General features: G+C 34.3%; 10 protein-coding genes. 9 read left to right on the forward strand and 1 reads right to left on the reverse strand.

Annotated features, from left to right (window positions below):
• Positions 1-223: 223 nt before the first annotated feature.
• Positions 224-1,222, reverse strand: a complete 999-nt coding sequence (locus IR213_RS10145) for a GntR family transcriptional regulator (RefSeq protein ID WP_194312204.1) — start codon at positions 1,220-1,222, stop codon at positions 224-226.
• A gap of 124 nt (positions 1,223-1,346) precedes the next feature.
• On the opposite strand from IR213_RS10145, the gene IR213_RS10150 reads away from it, so the two are divergent.
• From IR213_RS10150 to IR213_RS10190, 9 genes are all read left to right on the forward strand, one after another.
• On the forward strand, positions 1,347-2,372 hold the full coding sequence (locus IR213_RS10150) for an aldose epimerase family protein (RefSeq protein ID WP_228479159.1): 1,026 nt from the start codon (positions 1,347-1,349) through the stop codon (positions 2,370-2,372).
• Between the two features lie 161 nt (positions 2,373-2,533).
• Positions 2,534-3,703, forward strand: a complete 1,170-nt coding sequence (gene galK, locus IR213_RS10155; protein ID WP_194312205.1) for a galactokinase — start codon at positions 2,534-2,536, stop codon at positions 3,701-3,703.
• A gap of 1 nt (position 3,704) precedes the next feature.
• A complete protein-coding gene (locus IR213_RS10160; RefSeq protein ID WP_194312206.1) occupies positions 3,705-4,757 on the forward strand; it encodes a UDP-glucose--hexose-1-phosphate uridylyltransferase in 1,053 nt (350 codons plus the stop codon).
• A gap of 38 nt (positions 4,758-4,795) precedes the next feature.
• Complete coding sequence (locus tag IR213_RS10165; RefSeq protein ID WP_194312207.1) at positions 4,796-6,370, forward strand: glycerol-3-phosphate dehydrogenase/oxidase; 1,575 nt, start codon at positions 4,796-4,798, stop codon at positions 6,368-6,370.
• 30 nt (positions 6,371-6,400) lie between these two features.
• Positions 6,401-7,897: a glycerol kinase GlpK gene (gene glpK / locus IR213_RS10170; RefSeq protein WP_194312208.1), complete on the forward strand. Its 1,497-nt coding sequence runs from the start codon at positions 6,401-6,403 to the stop codon at positions 7,895-7,897.
• A gap of 18 nt (positions 7,898-7,915) precedes the next feature.
• Positions 7,916-8,647 carry an MIP/aquaporin family protein gene (locus IR213_RS10175; RefSeq protein WP_194312209.1) on the forward strand — a complete coding sequence of 244 codons (732 nt, stop codon included), beginning with the start codon at positions 7,916-7,918 and terminating at the stop codon, positions 8,645-8,647.
• A 303-nt stretch (positions 8,648-8,950) separates the two neighbouring features.
• Positions 8,951-11,944 carry a SusC/RagA family TonB-linked outer membrane protein gene (locus IR213_RS10180; protein ID WP_228479160.1) on the forward strand — a complete coding sequence of 998 codons (2,994 nt, stop codon included), beginning with the start codon at positions 8,951-8,953 and terminating at the stop codon, positions 11,942-11,944.
• A 10-nt stretch (positions 11,945-11,954) separates the two neighbouring features.
• Complete coding sequence (locus tag IR213_RS10185) at positions 11,955-13,469, forward strand: RagB/SusD family nutrient uptake outer membrane protein (RefSeq protein WP_194312211.1); 1,515 nt, start codon at positions 11,955-11,957, stop codon at positions 13,467-13,469.
• Positions 13,470-13,708: 239 nt separating this feature from the next.
• A complete protein-coding gene (locus IR213_RS10190; protein WP_194312212.1) occupies positions 13,709-16,846 on the forward strand; it encodes a glycoside hydrolase family 2 TIM barrel-domain containing protein in 3,138 nt (1,045 codons plus the stop codon).
• The last annotated feature ends 42 nt before the right edge of the window (positions 16,847-16,888 follow it).

Genomic DNA, 16,888 nt, shown 5'->3' on the forward strand with positions numbered 1-16,888 from the left:
TTTTCAATATCTTTGGAACTCATAAATTTTGTTTTTTGTCACTCAAAATATATGAAAAAAAGGGCTTACTTTTAAAAGTAGCCCTTTCTGTTTAAAAATATTAATCGGTTAGTAGTGTAATTCTTTATAAACAAAAAAGGTTTTTTAATCTTCTATAAAATAACCGACAACTCAACTTGAAGGGCGCGAAAAAACGCTTTGAAAGAAGTGCTTTTTTAATTTTTCACAGGGAATTCCTAATAATTAAAGCACATCTATTCTCTATTTGTTTTTTATTACCCTGCAAAATCATTTGGGCCAGGATTTTTCCCATCGCTTCAAAATCGGTTGAAATAGTAGTGATTCCATTTTCTACAATCTTTTTCAATGGGGTTTCATTGTAGGACACAATACCGTAATCACTGCCCGATTTTAGGTTTTGGACCTTTGATTGTTCAATTACGCTTACTAAATCTCGATCGTTCGGAATAATGTACACTTCTCCTTTCTTTATTGCTCTGTTTCTAAATTCGGGGATTATTTCATAACAGAAATTATGGTCTGTACAGAAATTTTCGAAACCTATTTTCATTCCTAACGGCTCCCGAAATCCTGGGAATATCAATATGAGTTTCTCATATTTGTTTAACTTGTATTTTCCTTTTAGTAAGCCATTGTAGATGTCGCTAAGATGGTTTTGGTATATGGCAGGATATGATTTTAAATCTGGATTTGTTTGGTCTAATATATAGACGTCGTTAACTGGTAGGGTTTTTATAACGGAGGCCGCCTCAACTAAATTGGTGGGCATTATAATATATTTCGTATAATTTCCATTACTTTCATTTATTAGTTTTTTAAAAACCTGAATGTTAAAATGATGGAAAAAGATGTCAACTTGAGCCTTTTTTCCGATGTTTTCCAAAAAAGAGTTGTAGATATCCTCCTTGAAAATATTGAGCTCCTCAAATAATAAGAAAATCCTTTGTTTAGTACTTATTTCAATGCTTTTTATGTAGTACCCTTTTCCAAGAATAGCGTAGATTATTCCCCTTTTTTTTAATTCTTCATAAGCCTGTAAAACAGTATCGCGAGACAATGAAAATTCTAAGCATACTTTGTTTATTGAAGGTAATTTTTCATCTTTTTTCAGTTTGCCATCTTCTATAGTTTTTTCTATTGATGAGATGATCTGTTTGTATTTGGGTATTCCAAGATTGCTTTTAATCGAAATTGTTTTCATGAGACTGATTTTTTTGCAATATACAAAACTGGTAGGTACTGGTGTGTAAAATTTAATTATTATTTTAATTTCGCTTTTAGATATTGATAAAAAAAGAATAGAAAAAAAACACATATCATATTTTATGGCTAATTATATAATGAAATTCTTTGGTTTAACAGCTGTCGAGGACGTTATTGAGTCTTTTGATTTAAGTAACAAAAACGGCATGAAATTAACGGTTATAAACTATGGAGCCACTGTAGTGTCCTTAAAAATGCCATTAAAAACGGGTGAAGTCATTGATGTTGTTTTAGGGTTCGATAATTTAGAGGCATATCTAAAATCTTTTCATTTGAAAAGTCCTCCATATTTTGGAGCAACGGTGGGAAGATTTGCAGGAAGAATAAATAACCGTTTATTTAATTTAAATGGGAAACCCTTTCTATTAAATAAAAACAACAATAATCATTCTCTTCATGGAGGAATTGAGAATTTTAGCCAGAAAATTTGGATTGTAGAAAATATAAATGAAGGTGAAAATCCATCGATAACATTAAGTTATTTAAGTCCTGATGAGGAAGAAAATTATCCAGGAGATTTATCAGTAAAGTTAACTTATATCCTTTCTGAAGAAAACGAATTAATTATAGAATACCAGGCAAGTTCAAGTGAAGACACTATTGTGAATCTGACACATCACAGTTATTTTAATCTCGATGGGCACAAATCAGACATATTGAAGCAAGAGTTAATGGTTAATTCTAAAAAAATATTGGAAACTACAAATGAAAATATTCCAACAGGAAAGTTTTTAGACATTAGTGATTCTTCATTTGATTTTAGTAATCCTAAGAAATGCCCTTCTGAAATTGACACCACCTTTGTTTTCGAGAATAATGAGGAATTTGCAGCTTCCCTTTTCAGCAAAAATAATATGTTAAAAATGACTGTTTATACAGATCAACCAGGAATTCATATTTATGTTGGAGGCAATTGTTTTAATATTATAAAAGGAAAAGAAAACGTAGATTATCATTCACTGAGCGGAATTTGTTTTGAAACACAAAACTTTCCTGACGCCCCTAATCACAAACATTTTCCAAGTCCAGTTTTGAAAAAAGGGGAAATATATCACCATAAAACTATTTATAAATTTCAATCTTTTTAACAAAAAATAATTATAATAATTGCCAACAATTGGAGGCAATCCGTTAAGATTCTATGGAATAGTATCAGCATTATTCTTAAAAAATCAAGTTTAAAAAAATCAATAAAAATAACGTCAAGTTCCGAAGGATTACAAAAAGGAACACTTGCAATTTCTAAATAATGAATGACATTTTAATTAAAAATACAACTGCTTTTTTTAAAGAGGCATTTAATACTGAGCCACAAAAAGTAGTGCTTTCTCCCGGAAGAATTAACATCATTGGCGAACATATTGATTACAATGACGGTTATGTTTTGCCAGCTGCTATTGACAAAATTATTTGTTTTGCTTTCGAAAAAAACAATACAAATCAATCAAGAATAATTGCAATTGACCTTGGTGATGAATTCGAAATTAACCTTGCGAATTCCATTGAATTGTCTGACAATGTGTGGACAAATTATCTGAGAGGAGTTATTAATCAATTGAAAACAAAGGGTTTTAAGTTTGAAGGTTTTAACTGTGTTTTTAGCAGTAATATTCCTGTTGGTTCTGGGTTATCGTCCTCTGCGGCTTTAGAATGCGGCTTCTTATATGGTCTAAATGAGCTATTTAATTTGAATATAAAACCAGTTGATATTGCTTTAATGGGACAAAGTGCTGAACATTGGGTAGGAATCAATTGTGGAATTATGGATCAATTTTCTAGTGTGATGGGCTTAGAAAATAAAGTCATAAAAATTGATTGTAGAACATTGGAATATGAATATCACAATGCTGATTTTAATGATTATTCCTTGATTTTATTCGATTCGAATGTTAAACATTCCTTAATGACATCTGCTTATAATGAAAGACGAGAACAATGCGAAGAAGGTATTGCCATTGTAAAAAATAATTTTCCGGAGATAACTAGTTTTAGAGATTGTAACGAAGAGCATATTTTAGGGTTACAAGATGAAATGAGTCCCAATGTTTTTAGAAGGAGTCTTTTTGTAGTAAAAGAAATCAATCGTGTTATCCAAGCCTGTGAAGCATTAGATAAAGGAAAAATTGATGTTTTAGGGCAATTGATGTTTGAAACGCATGAAGGATTGTCTAGGGATTACGAAGTAAGTTGTGCTGAACTGGACATGATTGTCAATGCACTAAAAAAAGAGGATGCCGTAGTTGGTTCCCGATTAATGGGCGGCGGTTTTGGAGGTTGTACCATCAACTTGATAAAAAAAGGACATGAAGAAAGGATTAAAAAGAAACTTTCGGAACTTTATTTTGATGCTTTTGGAATAGAATTAAAAATTTATAATGTCAAAATCGGAAACGGCACATCACTTTATAACAATAACTAGGATGAAAAATTTTAACATCAACGAAGATCCGCATAGACGTTATAATCCGTTAATTAACGAATGGGTTTTGGTTTCTCCACATCGTTCAAAAAGACCTTGGCAGGGACAAAATGAAACAGTTAGCTCAGATTCTTTACCGGAATATGACCCAACATGTTATTTATGTCCAGGCAATGTTCGTGCGAATGGTGAGGTAAATCCAGCATATGAAAATGATTTTGTTTTTGAAAATGATTTTGCTGCCTTAAAACAGGAAGAAATTGCATTTGAAGAGAATGCAACCGAAACGTTTTTCAAGGCACGGCCAGAAAGAGGTATTTCCCGTGTAGTTTGTTTTTCACCAAAGCACAATTTGACTTTGCCAGAAATGTCTGTTGTTGCGATTGAAAATATCATTCATACTTGGCAAAAAGAATATATCGATTTGGGTAATGTAGATTACATCAATCACGTCCAAATTTTTGAAAATAAAGGAAGTGTGATGGGATGTAGCAATCCGCATCCGCATGGACAAATTTGGGCGCAATCGTCATTACCCACCGAAGTGGAGAAAACGCAAAATAACCAGAAAGCGTATTATGATAAACATGCAACTACACTTTTGCAAGATTATTTGCAAGAGGAATTAAAACTAAACGAACGTATAGTAATTGAGAATGATCATTTTGTGGCATTAGTCCCTTTTTGGGCAATTTGGCCTTACGAAACCATGATAATCAGCAAGCGACATTTTGGTAAAATTACTGATTTTACTGAAGATGAAACGACTGATTTTGCTTTGACATTGAAACAATTGACCACAAAATATGATAATTTGTTTGAGACTTCATTCCCGTATTCGTCAGGAATTCATCAGGCTCCAACTGATGGGGAATTACATCCTGAATGGCAATTTCATATGCATTTTTACCCACCATTATTGCGCTCTGCAACCGTAAAGAAATTTATGGTGGGCTACGAAATGATGGGAGAGTCGCAAAGAGATATTACTCCGGAAAAGAGTGCTGAAATTCTAAAAAACCAATCACAATCTCATTATAAGCATTCCATCTAAATTTCACAAAAAATAGCAAAAAATCAGTACCATAGATAATGAAACTAATAGAACAAATATCAAAAATAAAAGAAATACAAGAATGGGATATCATTGTGATTGGCGGTGGAGCTAGCGGACTTGGCACAGCTTTAGATTCGGCTAGCAGAGGATATAAGACAATTTTACTTGAGTCTGTTGATTTTGCAAAAGGAACTTCGAGTCGAAGCACCAAATTAGTTCATGGTGGAGTACGTTATCTAGAACAGGGTAATATTTCTTTAGTGAGAGAAGCTTTAAAAGAGAGAGGAATAATGGCTAAAAATGCGGAGCATTTGGTCAAAAACCAATCCTTTGTGATTCCAAATTACAATTGGTGGGGAGGTTATTTTTACACTATTGGACTAACTATTTATGATTTACTTGCGGGGAATTTAAGTTTAGGAAGGTCGAAATATATTTCAAAGAAAAAAACCATCGAATTGCTTCCTAATGTTGAAACAAAAGGTCTTGTAAGTGGTGTGATTTATCAAGATGGTCAGTTTGATGATTCCCGTTTAGCTATAAACATCGCTCAAACTGCTGTTGAAAATGGAGCTTGTTTATTAAATCATACCAAGGTCGTTAATTTATTAAAAAATGATGCAAACCAAATTATTGGTGTACTAGCAGAAGATCAAGAATCAGGAAAACGATATGAGATAAAAGGGAAAGTTGTAATTAACGCAACTGGGGTTTTTACAAATGCGATAATGAAACTAAACGATACGGTATATAAGAAATATGTAGTGCCTAGTCAAGGGATACATCTTGTATTTGATAAATCCTTCATGCCAAGTGAATATGCCTTGATGGTTCCAAAGACAAGTGATGGAAGAGTTTTGTTTGCAGTGCCTTGGCACGACAAAATAGTAGTAGGAACAACCGACACTTTAATCAAAAAGCACAGTTTAGAACCTGTTGCCTTAGAATCTGAAATAGAATTTGTTTTAGAAACGGCTCAAAGATTCTTGACAAAAAAACCAACTCGAGCAGATGTATTATCAGTTTTTGCAGGATTAAGACCATTGGCTGCACCAGAAAAAGAAGGAAAAAGCACTAAAGAAGTTTCAAGAAGTCACAAAATAATTATTTCTGAAACTGGATTAATTACAATAACTGGCGGGAAATGGACGACTTACAGAAAAATTGCCGAAGACATCATAGACAAGGCCATAACAGTACATCATCTAGAAAAAAAAGTGTGTAAAACTGAAGATATTGCGATCCATGGAAACAAAAAAACTAATGCTTTAGACCGGGAAAATCATCTATATATATATGGAACAGACATTCCTAAAATAATTGAATTACAAAATACACAACCTGAATTAAGCGAAAAGTTGCATCCAAATTACAACTACACTATGGCGGAAGTAGTGTGGGCAATACATCATGAGATGGCGCGAACGGTGGATGATGTTTTGGCCAGAAGAGTACGCCTGTTGTTTTTAGATGCAAGCGCCGCCATTGCTTCATGCGAAAAAGTAGCCAATTTATTGGCAAAAGAACTTGGTCATGATGAGATTTGGATTCGAAACCAAATATTAGAATTCAATACCATTGCCCAAGGATTTCTTTTAAATGAGCTATAAGAACCAATCAAAAATCTATAAATATTAACCATGCAAAACAAATTAATTTTAGCTCTAGATCAAGGAACAACTTCTTCAAAGGCAATCGTCTTCAATCACGACGGAGAAATCGTAAGCATATCACAAAAATCATTCGAACAAATTTTTCCTAAACCGGGATGGGTAGAACATGATCCAAATGAAATTTGGTCTTCGCAAATTAGTGTTGCTGCAGAAGTAATTGCCAAAGCAGGAATTTCCGGTAAAGAAATTGCAGCGATTGGAATTACTAATCAGCGAGAAACAACAATAGTGTGGGATAGAGAAACTAGCGAGCCTATTTATAATGCAATTGTTTGGCAAGATCGTAGGACAGCAGAATATTGTGATGAATTAAAGGCACAAGGTCATGCGGAGATAATCCAAAAGAAAACAGGTCTAGTTCTAGACGCCTATTTTTCTGGAACTAAAATAAAATGGATACTAGACAATGTACCGGGAGCCCGTGAAAAAGCAGAGCAAGGAAAACTATGCTTTGGAACCGTAGACACATGGCTAATATGGAAACTTACAAAAGGGGCAATGTTCTTGACAGATGTTTCAAATGCCAGCAGAACTCTATTAATGAACATTCATACTTTAGAATGGGATAATGAATTATTGGAATTGTTCGATATACCAAGAGCCATGTTGCCTGAAATAAAAGAAAGCAGCGAAATATTTGGAGAAACCTGTACGACCCTATTTGCTACAAAAATTCCAATCTCAGGTGTCGCAGGAGACCAGCAAGCAGCCCTTTTTGGGCAACTATGCACTGAACCCGGAATGGTCAAAAACACTTATGGGACAGGATGTTTTATGTTAATGAACACGGGAGAGAAACCCGTTTATTCTAATCATAATTTATTAACGACAGTTGCTTGGAAAATAAATGGAAAAACAACATATGCTCTAGAAGGCAGTGTTTTCGTGGGAGGCGCAGCAGTACAATGGCTTCGAGATGGTGCGAAAATAATAGATTCTGCCGAGGAAATTGAAGTTTTAGCGGCAAGCGTGCCAGATAATGGAGGTGTTTATTTCGTCCCTGCCCTAACAGGCTTAGGCGCACCTTACTGGGATCAATATGCGCGAGGAGCCATCCTTGGTATAACTAGAGGCACTACAAACGCACATATCGCTCGGGCTACTTTAGAAGGAATTGCTTATCAAGTATATGACTTAGTCAAAGCTATGGAGGCTGATTTTGGAAAAAAGGGAAAAGAATTAAGAGTTGACGGAGGTGCGGTTGTTAATAACTTATTGATGCAATTTCAATCAGACTTGTTTGATTTTAAAGTAATTAGACCAAAAACATTGGAGACAACAGCTTTAGGAGCCGCTTACCTAGCAGGATTAGCCATAGGATACTGGAAAAGCATAGATGACCTACAAGAACAATGGTCTGTTGATCGTGTCTTTTTACCGGAAATGCCACAAACAGAAGTAGAAAAATTAGTGAAGAACTGGAATAAGGCTGTTGGCCGAACGGTTAATTGGATAAAAGATTAATAACTAAAACTATATATTATGACACCATTTACAGCAGAAATTATTGGGACTATGCTAATGATTTTATTAGGCAACGGTGTAGTTGCAAATGTAGTTCTTAAAGAAACTAAAGGGAATAATTCAGGATGGATTGTAATTACTGCTGGCTGGGCTTTTGCGGTTTTTGTTGGAGTTACAGTAGCAGGTCCTATAAGCGGTGCTCATTTAAATCCGGTTGTCACTCTTGGTTTAGCTTTGATAGGCAAGTTTAAATGGTCTCAAGTCCCCGCTTATATTGCCGCACAAATAATTGGAGCCATGTTAGGTGCTTTTTTTGTTTGGCTTTCTCATAAAGATCATTTTGCCGCAACTGATGATGAAAACAAAAAGCTAGCATGTTTTTCTACAGGACCCGCTATTAAAAACACCTATTCTAATCTGATAAGCGAAATTACCGCCACTTTTGTTTTGATTTTTGTAATTTTTTACATTTCAGACCCCGAGATAATCCTCCATTCAGACAGTACCGCAAAAATAGGTCTTGGAACCGTTGGTGCCTTACCGGTAGCGATTTTAGTTTGGGCCATAGGGCTATCTTTAGGTGGCACAACAGGATATGCGATAAATCCCGCAAGAGATTTGGGACCAAGAATTATGCATGCACTTCTACCTATAAAAGGAAACAGCGAATGGAGCTATGCTTGGATTCCTATTATTGGACCTATAATAGGATCCGTTCTGGCGGCATCATTATATATGTTATTGCTCTAAAATCATAAATCGCAACGAGCTAATCTAGGATCTTATCTTTTTTGGATGAATCTGCGAATTTATTTTATCTTTTTAAAAGATTATCAAAACAAACAGTTACCATTATTAACCAAATTTTAAAACAATGAATCTATGAAAAAATGATATTCAAATCAATCTTGTCTATTTAAAAAATTTTACAAAAAAATAACTATTAATTAAACCAATTAAAACTATGTATTTATGAAAATTAAAAAAAATATAAACCAAATTTTAAGAATTAAAACGTTCTTAAAATCTAAACTCACCCTATCAGTAATTATTATGATCTCGTGTATTAGTTTACAGGCTCAAAATATTATCACAGGAAGTGTTATTGATCAAAAAACATCTCAAACAGTTATAGGGGCTTCTGTAAATGTTAAAGGAACTAATAACAGTACTATTACAGATATTGACGGTAACTTTAAAATTAATGTGGCAGATCCTAATGCTATCTTAATTTTTTCTTATGTAGGATACGCCAAAATGGAAGAAGCGTTAAATGGAAGAAAAACTGTAACTATTTTATTAAAAGAAGAACAGAATACTTTAAATGAGGTTGTTGTCATAGGATATGGTACTGTTAAAAAAAGCAGTGCGACTGGGGCTATAAGCAGTCTTAAAGCAAAACAACTTGATTCTCAGAGTAATACCAACTTAGGTAGTGCGATTCAAGGTAAGGTTGCAGGAGTTTCTATAGAATCCGCTTCAGGTGGTCCAGGTTCTGGAACCAGAATCCAAATAAGGGGAGCCGGTTCATTAAACAATAATACTCCTTTGATTTTGGTAGATGACATTCAAGTTCCATCTCTAAATAGTTTAAGTCCAAATGACATTGAATCAATTGAAATTCTAAAGGACGCTGCTGCTGCAGCAATCTACGGTTCAAGAGCTGCTAATGGCGTAATCATTATCACTACCAAAAATGGAAAAAAAGGCGATATTAAGGTTACTCTAGATGTATTTACTGGTATTTCTAGCGTAACGAAACAATTAGATTTATTGAATCAAGAAGAATGGGCAAAAGTAAGTACTGCGGCATATGCAGCAGCTGGGAAAGCACCATTACCTATTGCTGTTAATCCTCAAGTAGGAGGAGCTGGGGTTAATTATCAAGATGCAATCTTTAGAGCTGCACCTAATCAAAATTATTCTTTAGGATTTTTAGGTGGGTCAGATAATTTAAAATACAGTATGTCTTTAAATTATTTTAATCAAGAGGGTGTAATTAGAGAAACTAATTACGACCGTTTCAACATGCGAGTGAAATCAGATTATAAAAAAGGGATTTTCAAAATAGGAGAAACTATTTTATTAACCAAAGAAAAAAGAAAAGAAATGCCTGGTGTTCCTGGACAAGGTAGAAATGCAATTGGAGGTGCCATTACAATGATTCCAAGTTTTGCTGTTTATGATGAAAATGCAGTAGGAGGATATGGGGGTGCATCTGGTTCTGTAACGGATATTTTCAATCCTGTTGCGGCATTAAATCTTATCGATGTTACCAGTGATACCTACTCTGCTTTATTAAACACTTATGTTGAGGCTAACTTTTTTGATGGGTTAAAATATAAATTAAATTTAGGTGCGAATTTATCAGAATTCAAAAGATACTCTTATACTCCGCGTTATGAAGTGGGGGGTTTCTTTAAAAACTTAGATAATACCTTAGCACAACAAGATGATTTAAGTAAATATACTCAAGTAGAAAACACTTTAAATTATACAAAAACTTTTGGCAAACATTATGTAAATGCTTTGGCAGGATATACAGTATATAATAATACTTTGCAATCTGTAACAGGTTCTGTAAGTGGAATACCTGATGGTATACGTGTGCTTGCGGGTTCAAAACAACCTGCAATTAATGGTTTTAATGTCGAGAACAATTTAGTTTCATATCTAGGTCGTGTAATTTACTCTTTTGATGGTAAATATACTGTGACAGGTACTTTAAGACGTGATGGATCATCTCGATTTAGTCAAAATAACAAATGGGGTAATTTTCCATCTATTTCTGGAGCATGGGGTGTAAGTAAAGAGGCATTTTTCAGTAATCTAAAAACGCCTATATCAGATTTAAAATTACGTGCTAGTTATGGTGTGTTAGGAAATCAGGAAATTGGAGATTATCAATATGTAGGATCAATTACCTCAGGGATAAGTTATGGAACAGGAAATCCTAATTCATTATGGGTTGGTAATATCCAAACAGATTCTCCTGCACTAGGTTTAAAGTGGGAGTCTACTGCAACCACAGATGTTGGTTTAGATCTTGATTTATGGAATGGGAAGTTACAATACACTTTTGACTATTTCAAAAAGCAAACTTCGGATTTACTTTTGAGAGTGCCAATTCCATTGTCAGTAGGATCAAATAATAATCCTTATACAAATGCAGGGAATGTAACCAATAAAGGATATGAGATGAGTTTAACTTACAATGAAAAAATAGGGGAATTTAATTTCAATGTAACAGGTAATTTTTCAAGCATCAAAAACAATGTTGACGAATTGAGTACTGGAAGCCAGGTGTTAGAAGGAGCAAGAGGATCATTTCACGGTGCACCAGTAACATATAGTAAAGTAGGTTATCCTATTTATTCTTTCTTTCTAGTTGATACTGATGGGTTATTTAGATCTCAAGCAGAAATAGATGCACACAGTAAAAACGGAATCCCAATTCAACCAAATGCTCAAGTTGGGGATGTTAGATACGTTGATTACAATGGAGATGGGCAAATTAATGGAGATGATAGACATTATAAAGGAAGTGCTTTCCCTAAATTTGAATATGGATTAAGAATTCAAGGAGATTGGAAAGGAATTGATTGTACGATAGCTTTACAAGGTACACAAGGAAATAAAATTTACAATGGAAATAATACAGATCTTGAAACAGTAAGAGCAAATATTAATTATGCAAGTTCAACATTGGATTCTTTTACGTTTAATCCAAATTCAAATTTTCCAAGACTGGATATTGATGACAAAAACAATAATGGAGCTGATTATTCTGACCGTTTTCTTGAAAATGGATCTTACCTTAGAATAAAAACCATACAGTTTGGATATACAATTCCAAATGGTCTAACTAAAAGATTAGCTATCGATAAATGTAGAATCTATTTTGCGGGAGATAATCTTCATACGTTTACTAAATATTCAGGATATAATCCAGATGTGTCTTCGGATGCACTAGGTGGAAGAGGTATTGATTACAAATCATATCCTTTAAGCAAGACAATTACTTTTGGAATGCAACTTAACTTTTAAATCGATTAAAATGAAAAAGAAATCAATTATACTATTAATGACAGGACTTGTTTTATTAAGTTCATGTGATACTAATCTGGAATTAAACGACCCAAGTAAATTAACAACGGATTCTTTTTGGAAAACTGGCGCCGATCTTGAATCAGGGTTAGCAACAGTTTATAATACTCTTGTTGATAACAATAATGCTGGGTATTGGGAAATTCAGGCAATGCAACTAAAAGAAAACAGAACCGAAAATTTTGTTGCAAGAAACGATGTGCCAGACCGCTATGCAGTTTCTTCTTATAAAAATGATGCCGGTACAGGTGTGCCAGCAGAAATATACAAAGCGTTGTATATTGGGATTTTTCGCGCTAATCAAGTAATTAATAACGCCCCTCAAATCACAAATATCGATGAGACAAAAAGAAAACAATTAGTCGCTGAAGCTACCTTTTTGAGAGGATTAAATTATTTCAATTTAGTTAATGAGTATGGAGCCGTACCTATTTTTACTGAATTACCAAAAACGCAGGCTGATTATTTTAAATCGAAATCTACGGTAGCTGAAGTTTGGAATCAAGTTATAGCTGACTTTCAATTAGCAGCCAATAGTCCTTTGCCAGAAAACTATCCTGATACTTTTAAAGGAAGAGTTACAAAGAATGCAGCAATTGCTTTTCTTGGGAAAACGTATTTATACATGAAAGACTGGGCTAAAGCTGAAGAACAATTCGCTAAATTAGTAAATAACGAAGGAACTAATGGGTATGGGCTTCTTACTAATTATGCTGAATTATTTGACGGAAATCATGAAAATAGTAAAGAGTCAGTTTTCGAAATTCAGTTTAGCAGAGTTGGTGGAGGCACTATTTGGGGAGGAAATCCATCTGAAAGAACAAGAGCAACAACTATGGCTCAAGAATGTGCTCCTGGTGAAGTAGGTGGTTGGAATGAATTGTTGCCTACAACAGTATTATTAAATGCAATGACAAAAGAGAAAGCCGTTGGTGGAGCATTCGACCCAAGGGCTCTGGCTACTCTAGCTTGGAATTATCCAGGAAGCAGATATTATAATTCGGATTTTGCATCAAAATTTGGCGCAAATGCGATTTGGATTAGAAAAAATCAAAATTGGTGGAATAATGATGAAGGAGATTGGAAATCAGAATTGAATGAATATGCGATGCGTTATGCAGATGTTCTTTTAATGCTTGCCGAAGCAAAAACAATGCAGGGCAAGGTTGCTGAAGCAGCCCCTTTAGTTAAAAGAATTAGAGACAGAGCACTGTTAGCAGATATCTCAATGGTAGGATGGACAAAAGACCAAATGATGAAAGAGATTATGAACCAAAGAAATATTGAATTTGCTCGCGAAGGACTTCACTTCTTTGATTTACGAAGATGGGGAACTTTGGAAACAGTGATTAAAACGAGCCAAGTAGGTGGATACCAACTTTTCACTCCTAAATTTGCATATTATCCGATTCCACAAAGTGAATTGAATAATAATCCTAATATGACCCAAAACGCACCTTGGTAAGTGTGGATTTTGTTTAGTTAGTTTGTTTTACATAAGTGTTTGGCAAATGATTTTTTAAGATATTAACTCAATAATCATTTGTCATCTCTTATGTATTTTTTTACAATAGAGGTTTCCGAATAAAAACAAATTAAAATTTGATTAGGGTAGGACAAGTAAACCTTAAAAATAATTACTTTTTGAATTGTTTTAAAAGACGATTTGGAAACTATAAATTTGCTATAAATAATAAGATTCATATGAAAAAAAATACCTTTTTAACCTGCTTTTTTGCATTCACATCTTTAATTGTCAATGCACAAGAAAAGACAGTAAGTAATGATTGGGAAAATCCAGCAGTATTTCAGATTAATAGAGAGCCAGCAAAAGCAGCATTTTTACCTTATGCAGATGATGCTTCGGCGATTGCAGATGATTATACTCGTTCTCCTTGGTTTTTAACCTTGGACGGAAAATGGAAATTTAACTGGGCTCCTACACCTGATGAAAGACCAAAAGATTTTTTCAAAAAAGATTTTAATACTACTAATTGGAAAGAGATTTCGGTTCCTTCAAACTGGGAGTTAAATGGATACGGTATCCCAATTTATACAAATATTACATACCCATTTGTCAAAAATCCACCATTCATTGATCATGCTGACAATCCTGTAGGGTCTTACCGTCGTGCTTTCGAGTTGCCAGAAAACTGGAACGGACGACGTGTTTACCTTCATTTTGAAGCAGGAACTTCGGCAATGTATATTTGGGTAAATGGAGAAAAAGTAGGATATAGTGAAAACACTAAAAGTCCAACCGAATTTGATATCACTAAATATGTAAAAGAAGGGAAAAATCAGGTAGCTGTTGAGGTATATCGTTGGAGTGATGGTTCTTATTTAGAGGATCAAGATTTTTGGCGAATCTCGGGTATCGACCGTGATGTTTATCTTTATAGTACAACAAATACTCGTATAGCTGATTTTTTTGCACGTCCTGATCTTGACGCATCCTATAAAAACGGAAGTCTTTCCGTAGATTTGAAAATCAAGAACATGAATCCAGTTACAAAAAACAACCAAACGGTAGAAGCTAAATTAGTTGATGCAATTGGGAAAGAAGTTTTTAAGAAAATAATAAAAGTTAATGTCGGTTCTAATTCGGTGGAGTCAACCACTTTTGCGCAAAATGTTTCCTCCCCTAAACTATGGAGTAATGAAACACCAAATCTTTATACTTTATTACTTACATTAAAGGATGAAAATGGAAAATTTATTGAAACTGTTGCAACTCAAATAGGGTTCCGAAAAGTAGAGTTAAAGAACGGACAATTATTGGTTAACGGTATTCGAATCATGGTCCACGGGGTCAATATACATGAACATAACCCTAAAACTGGACATTATCAAGATGTAGAAACGATGATGAAAGATATCAAGTTGATGAAGCAGCTTAATATTAATGCCGTGCGATGTAGTCATTATCCAAATAATCTAAATTGGGTTAAACTATGCAATAAATATGGTTTATTCTTAGTTGATGAGGCTAATATTGAAAGTCATGGAATGGGAGACGAACCGTATATGACTGCAGAATTAAAATTAAAACACCCTTCATACCTTCCGGAGTGGAAAGCGGCTCACATGGATCGAATTTATAGCCTAGTGGAACGCGACAAAAATCAGCCATCTATTATTCTTTGGTCAATGGGGAATGAATGTGGGAATGGGCCTGTTTTTCAAGAGGCTTATAATTGGATCAAAAACAGAGATAAAACAAGACTGGTTCAATTTGAGCAAGCAGGAGAACAAGCTAACACAGATTTGGTTTGCCCGATGTATCCAAGTATGGATTACATGAAAGAATATGCTAAAAGAAAGGATGTAAAACGTCCGTTTATTATGTGTGAATATGCACATGCAATGGGTAACAGCAGTGGTAATTTTCAAGAATATTGGGATGTTATTCACAGCAGCAAAAACATGCAAGGAGGATTTATCTGGGATTGGGTAGATCAAGGATTTGAAATGACTGATGAAGTAGGCCGAAAATATTGGGCTTATGGAGGCGATATGGGAGGTCAAAATTATACGAATGATGAAAATTTTTGTCATAACGGATTGGTTTGGCCTGATCGTACGCCACATCCGGGTGCTTTTGAAGTAAAAAAAGTGTATCAAGATATCCTTTTCAAAGGAGTTAATCTAGATAAAGGAATTATCGAAGTCGAAAACGGCTTTAGTTATACCAATCTTGATAAATATCGTTTCAAATATGAAGTTCTAAAAAATGGAATAGTTCTCAAAACAGGATCTGTCGCTATTAGTCTTGCGCCACGATCTAAGAAACAAGTTGAGCTTGAATTGCCAAAATTAGTTGCCGAAGATGGAGTAGAATACCTTTTAAATATTTATGCCTATATCAAAGAAGGAACCGCAGTTTTGCCTCAAAATTTTGAAGTAGCTCGTGAACAATTTTCAATAGGAGAAAACAAATATTTTGTAAAAATAACAGATGCTGGCAAGAACCCAATTGTAAATGATACTAAAGAAGCTATTACTCTTAGTGCCGCAGGTGTTGAGGTGACAATAAATAAGAAGACGGGTTTAATGCAAGATTATAAATCTGAAGAAGTAAATTATTTCAACCAAATGCCAGTTCCAAATTTTTGGCGTGCTCCAACGGATAACGATTTTGGAAATAATATGCAGGTTTCTAGTAATGTGTGGAGAACTGTTGGAAGGTTTAGTAGTTTAAAAAACATTGAAATTAAACAAGAATCAGGGAAAACAATCGTAGTGTCTACTCTTTTCTTAAAAGATGTTGCTTCTACTTACACGATTACCTATACAATGAATTCTGATGGAAGTTTAACAATGTTGAATTCTTTCAAAGCTGGAGAAAATGCATTAGCAGAAATGCCTCGTTTCGGGATGATATTCTCACTTAAAAAAGAGTTTGATAATTTCAATTATTATGGAAGAGGACCATGGGAAAACTATCAAGACAGAAACACAGCATCTTTGAAAGGGATTTATGAGAGTAAAGTTGCAGATCAATATGTTCCTTATACGCGCCCTCAAGAGAATGGATACAAAACAGATGTTCGTTGGTTGAAACTTACCAATAATAATGGCAATGGAATTGAAATTGAAGGATTACAACCATTATCAGTAAGTGCGTTACATAATTATCCAGAAGATTTTGATCCAGGTTTGACCAAAAAATACCGTCATACCAATGATATTACTCCGCGACAAGAAGTTGTAGTGTGTGTAGACTTAGCTCAAAGAGGTCTTGGTGGAGACACCAGTTGGGGAGCTTTGCCTCACGAACAATATTTGCTAAATAATAAAGAATATAGCTATGGTTTTGTTATTAAGCCTATAAAAAAGTAATAGTAATTAAAAATTTTTCACTCCTGTTTTATAAATTATAAA

The organism is Flavobacterium soyangense, assembly GCF_015277675.1.
GTDB classification, from domain to species: domain Bacteria; phylum Bacteroidota; class Bacteroidia; order Flavobacteriales; family Flavobacteriaceae; genus Flavobacterium; species Flavobacterium soyangense.

Excerpts from the sequence above, each read along its gene's own strand:
- IR213_RS10185 (WP_194312211.1), top strand. The coding sequence starts at position 11,955 with ATGAAAAAGAAATCAATTATACTATTAATGACAGGACTTGTTTTATTA.
- IR213_RS10190 (WP_194312212.1), top strand. The coding sequence starts at position 13,709 with ATGAAAAAAAATACCTTTTTAACCTGCTTTTTTGCATTCACATCTTTA.
- IR213_RS10160 (WP_194312206.1), top strand. The coding sequence starts at position 3,705 with ATGAAAAATTTTAACATCAACGAAGATCCGCATAGACGTTATAATCCG.
- glpK (WP_194312208.1), top strand. The coding sequence starts at position 6,401 with ATGCAAAACAAATTAATTTTAGCTCTAGATCAAGGAACAACTTCTTCA.
- IR213_RS10180 (WP_228479160.1), top strand. The coding sequence starts at position 8,951 with ATGATCTCGTGTATTAGTTTACAGGCTCAAAATATTATCACAGGAAGT.
- galK (WP_194312205.1), top strand. The coding sequence starts at position 2,534 with ATGAATGACATTTTAATTAAAAATACAACTGCTTTTTTTAAAGAGGCA.
- IR213_RS10150 (WP_228479159.1), top strand. The coding sequence starts at position 1,347 with ATGGCTAATTATATAATGAAATTCTTTGGTTTAACAGCTGTCGAGGAC.
- IR213_RS10175 (WP_194312209.1), top strand. The coding sequence starts at position 7,916 with ATGACACCATTTACAGCAGAAATTATTGGGACTATGCTAATGATTTTA.
- IR213_RS10165 (WP_194312207.1), top strand. The coding sequence starts at position 4,796 with ATGAAACTAATAGAACAAATATCAAAAATAAAAGAAATACAAGAATGG.
- IR213_RS10145 (WP_194312204.1), bottom strand. The coding sequence starts at position 1,222 with ATGAAAACAATTTCGATTAAAAGCAATCTTGGAATACCCAAATACAAA.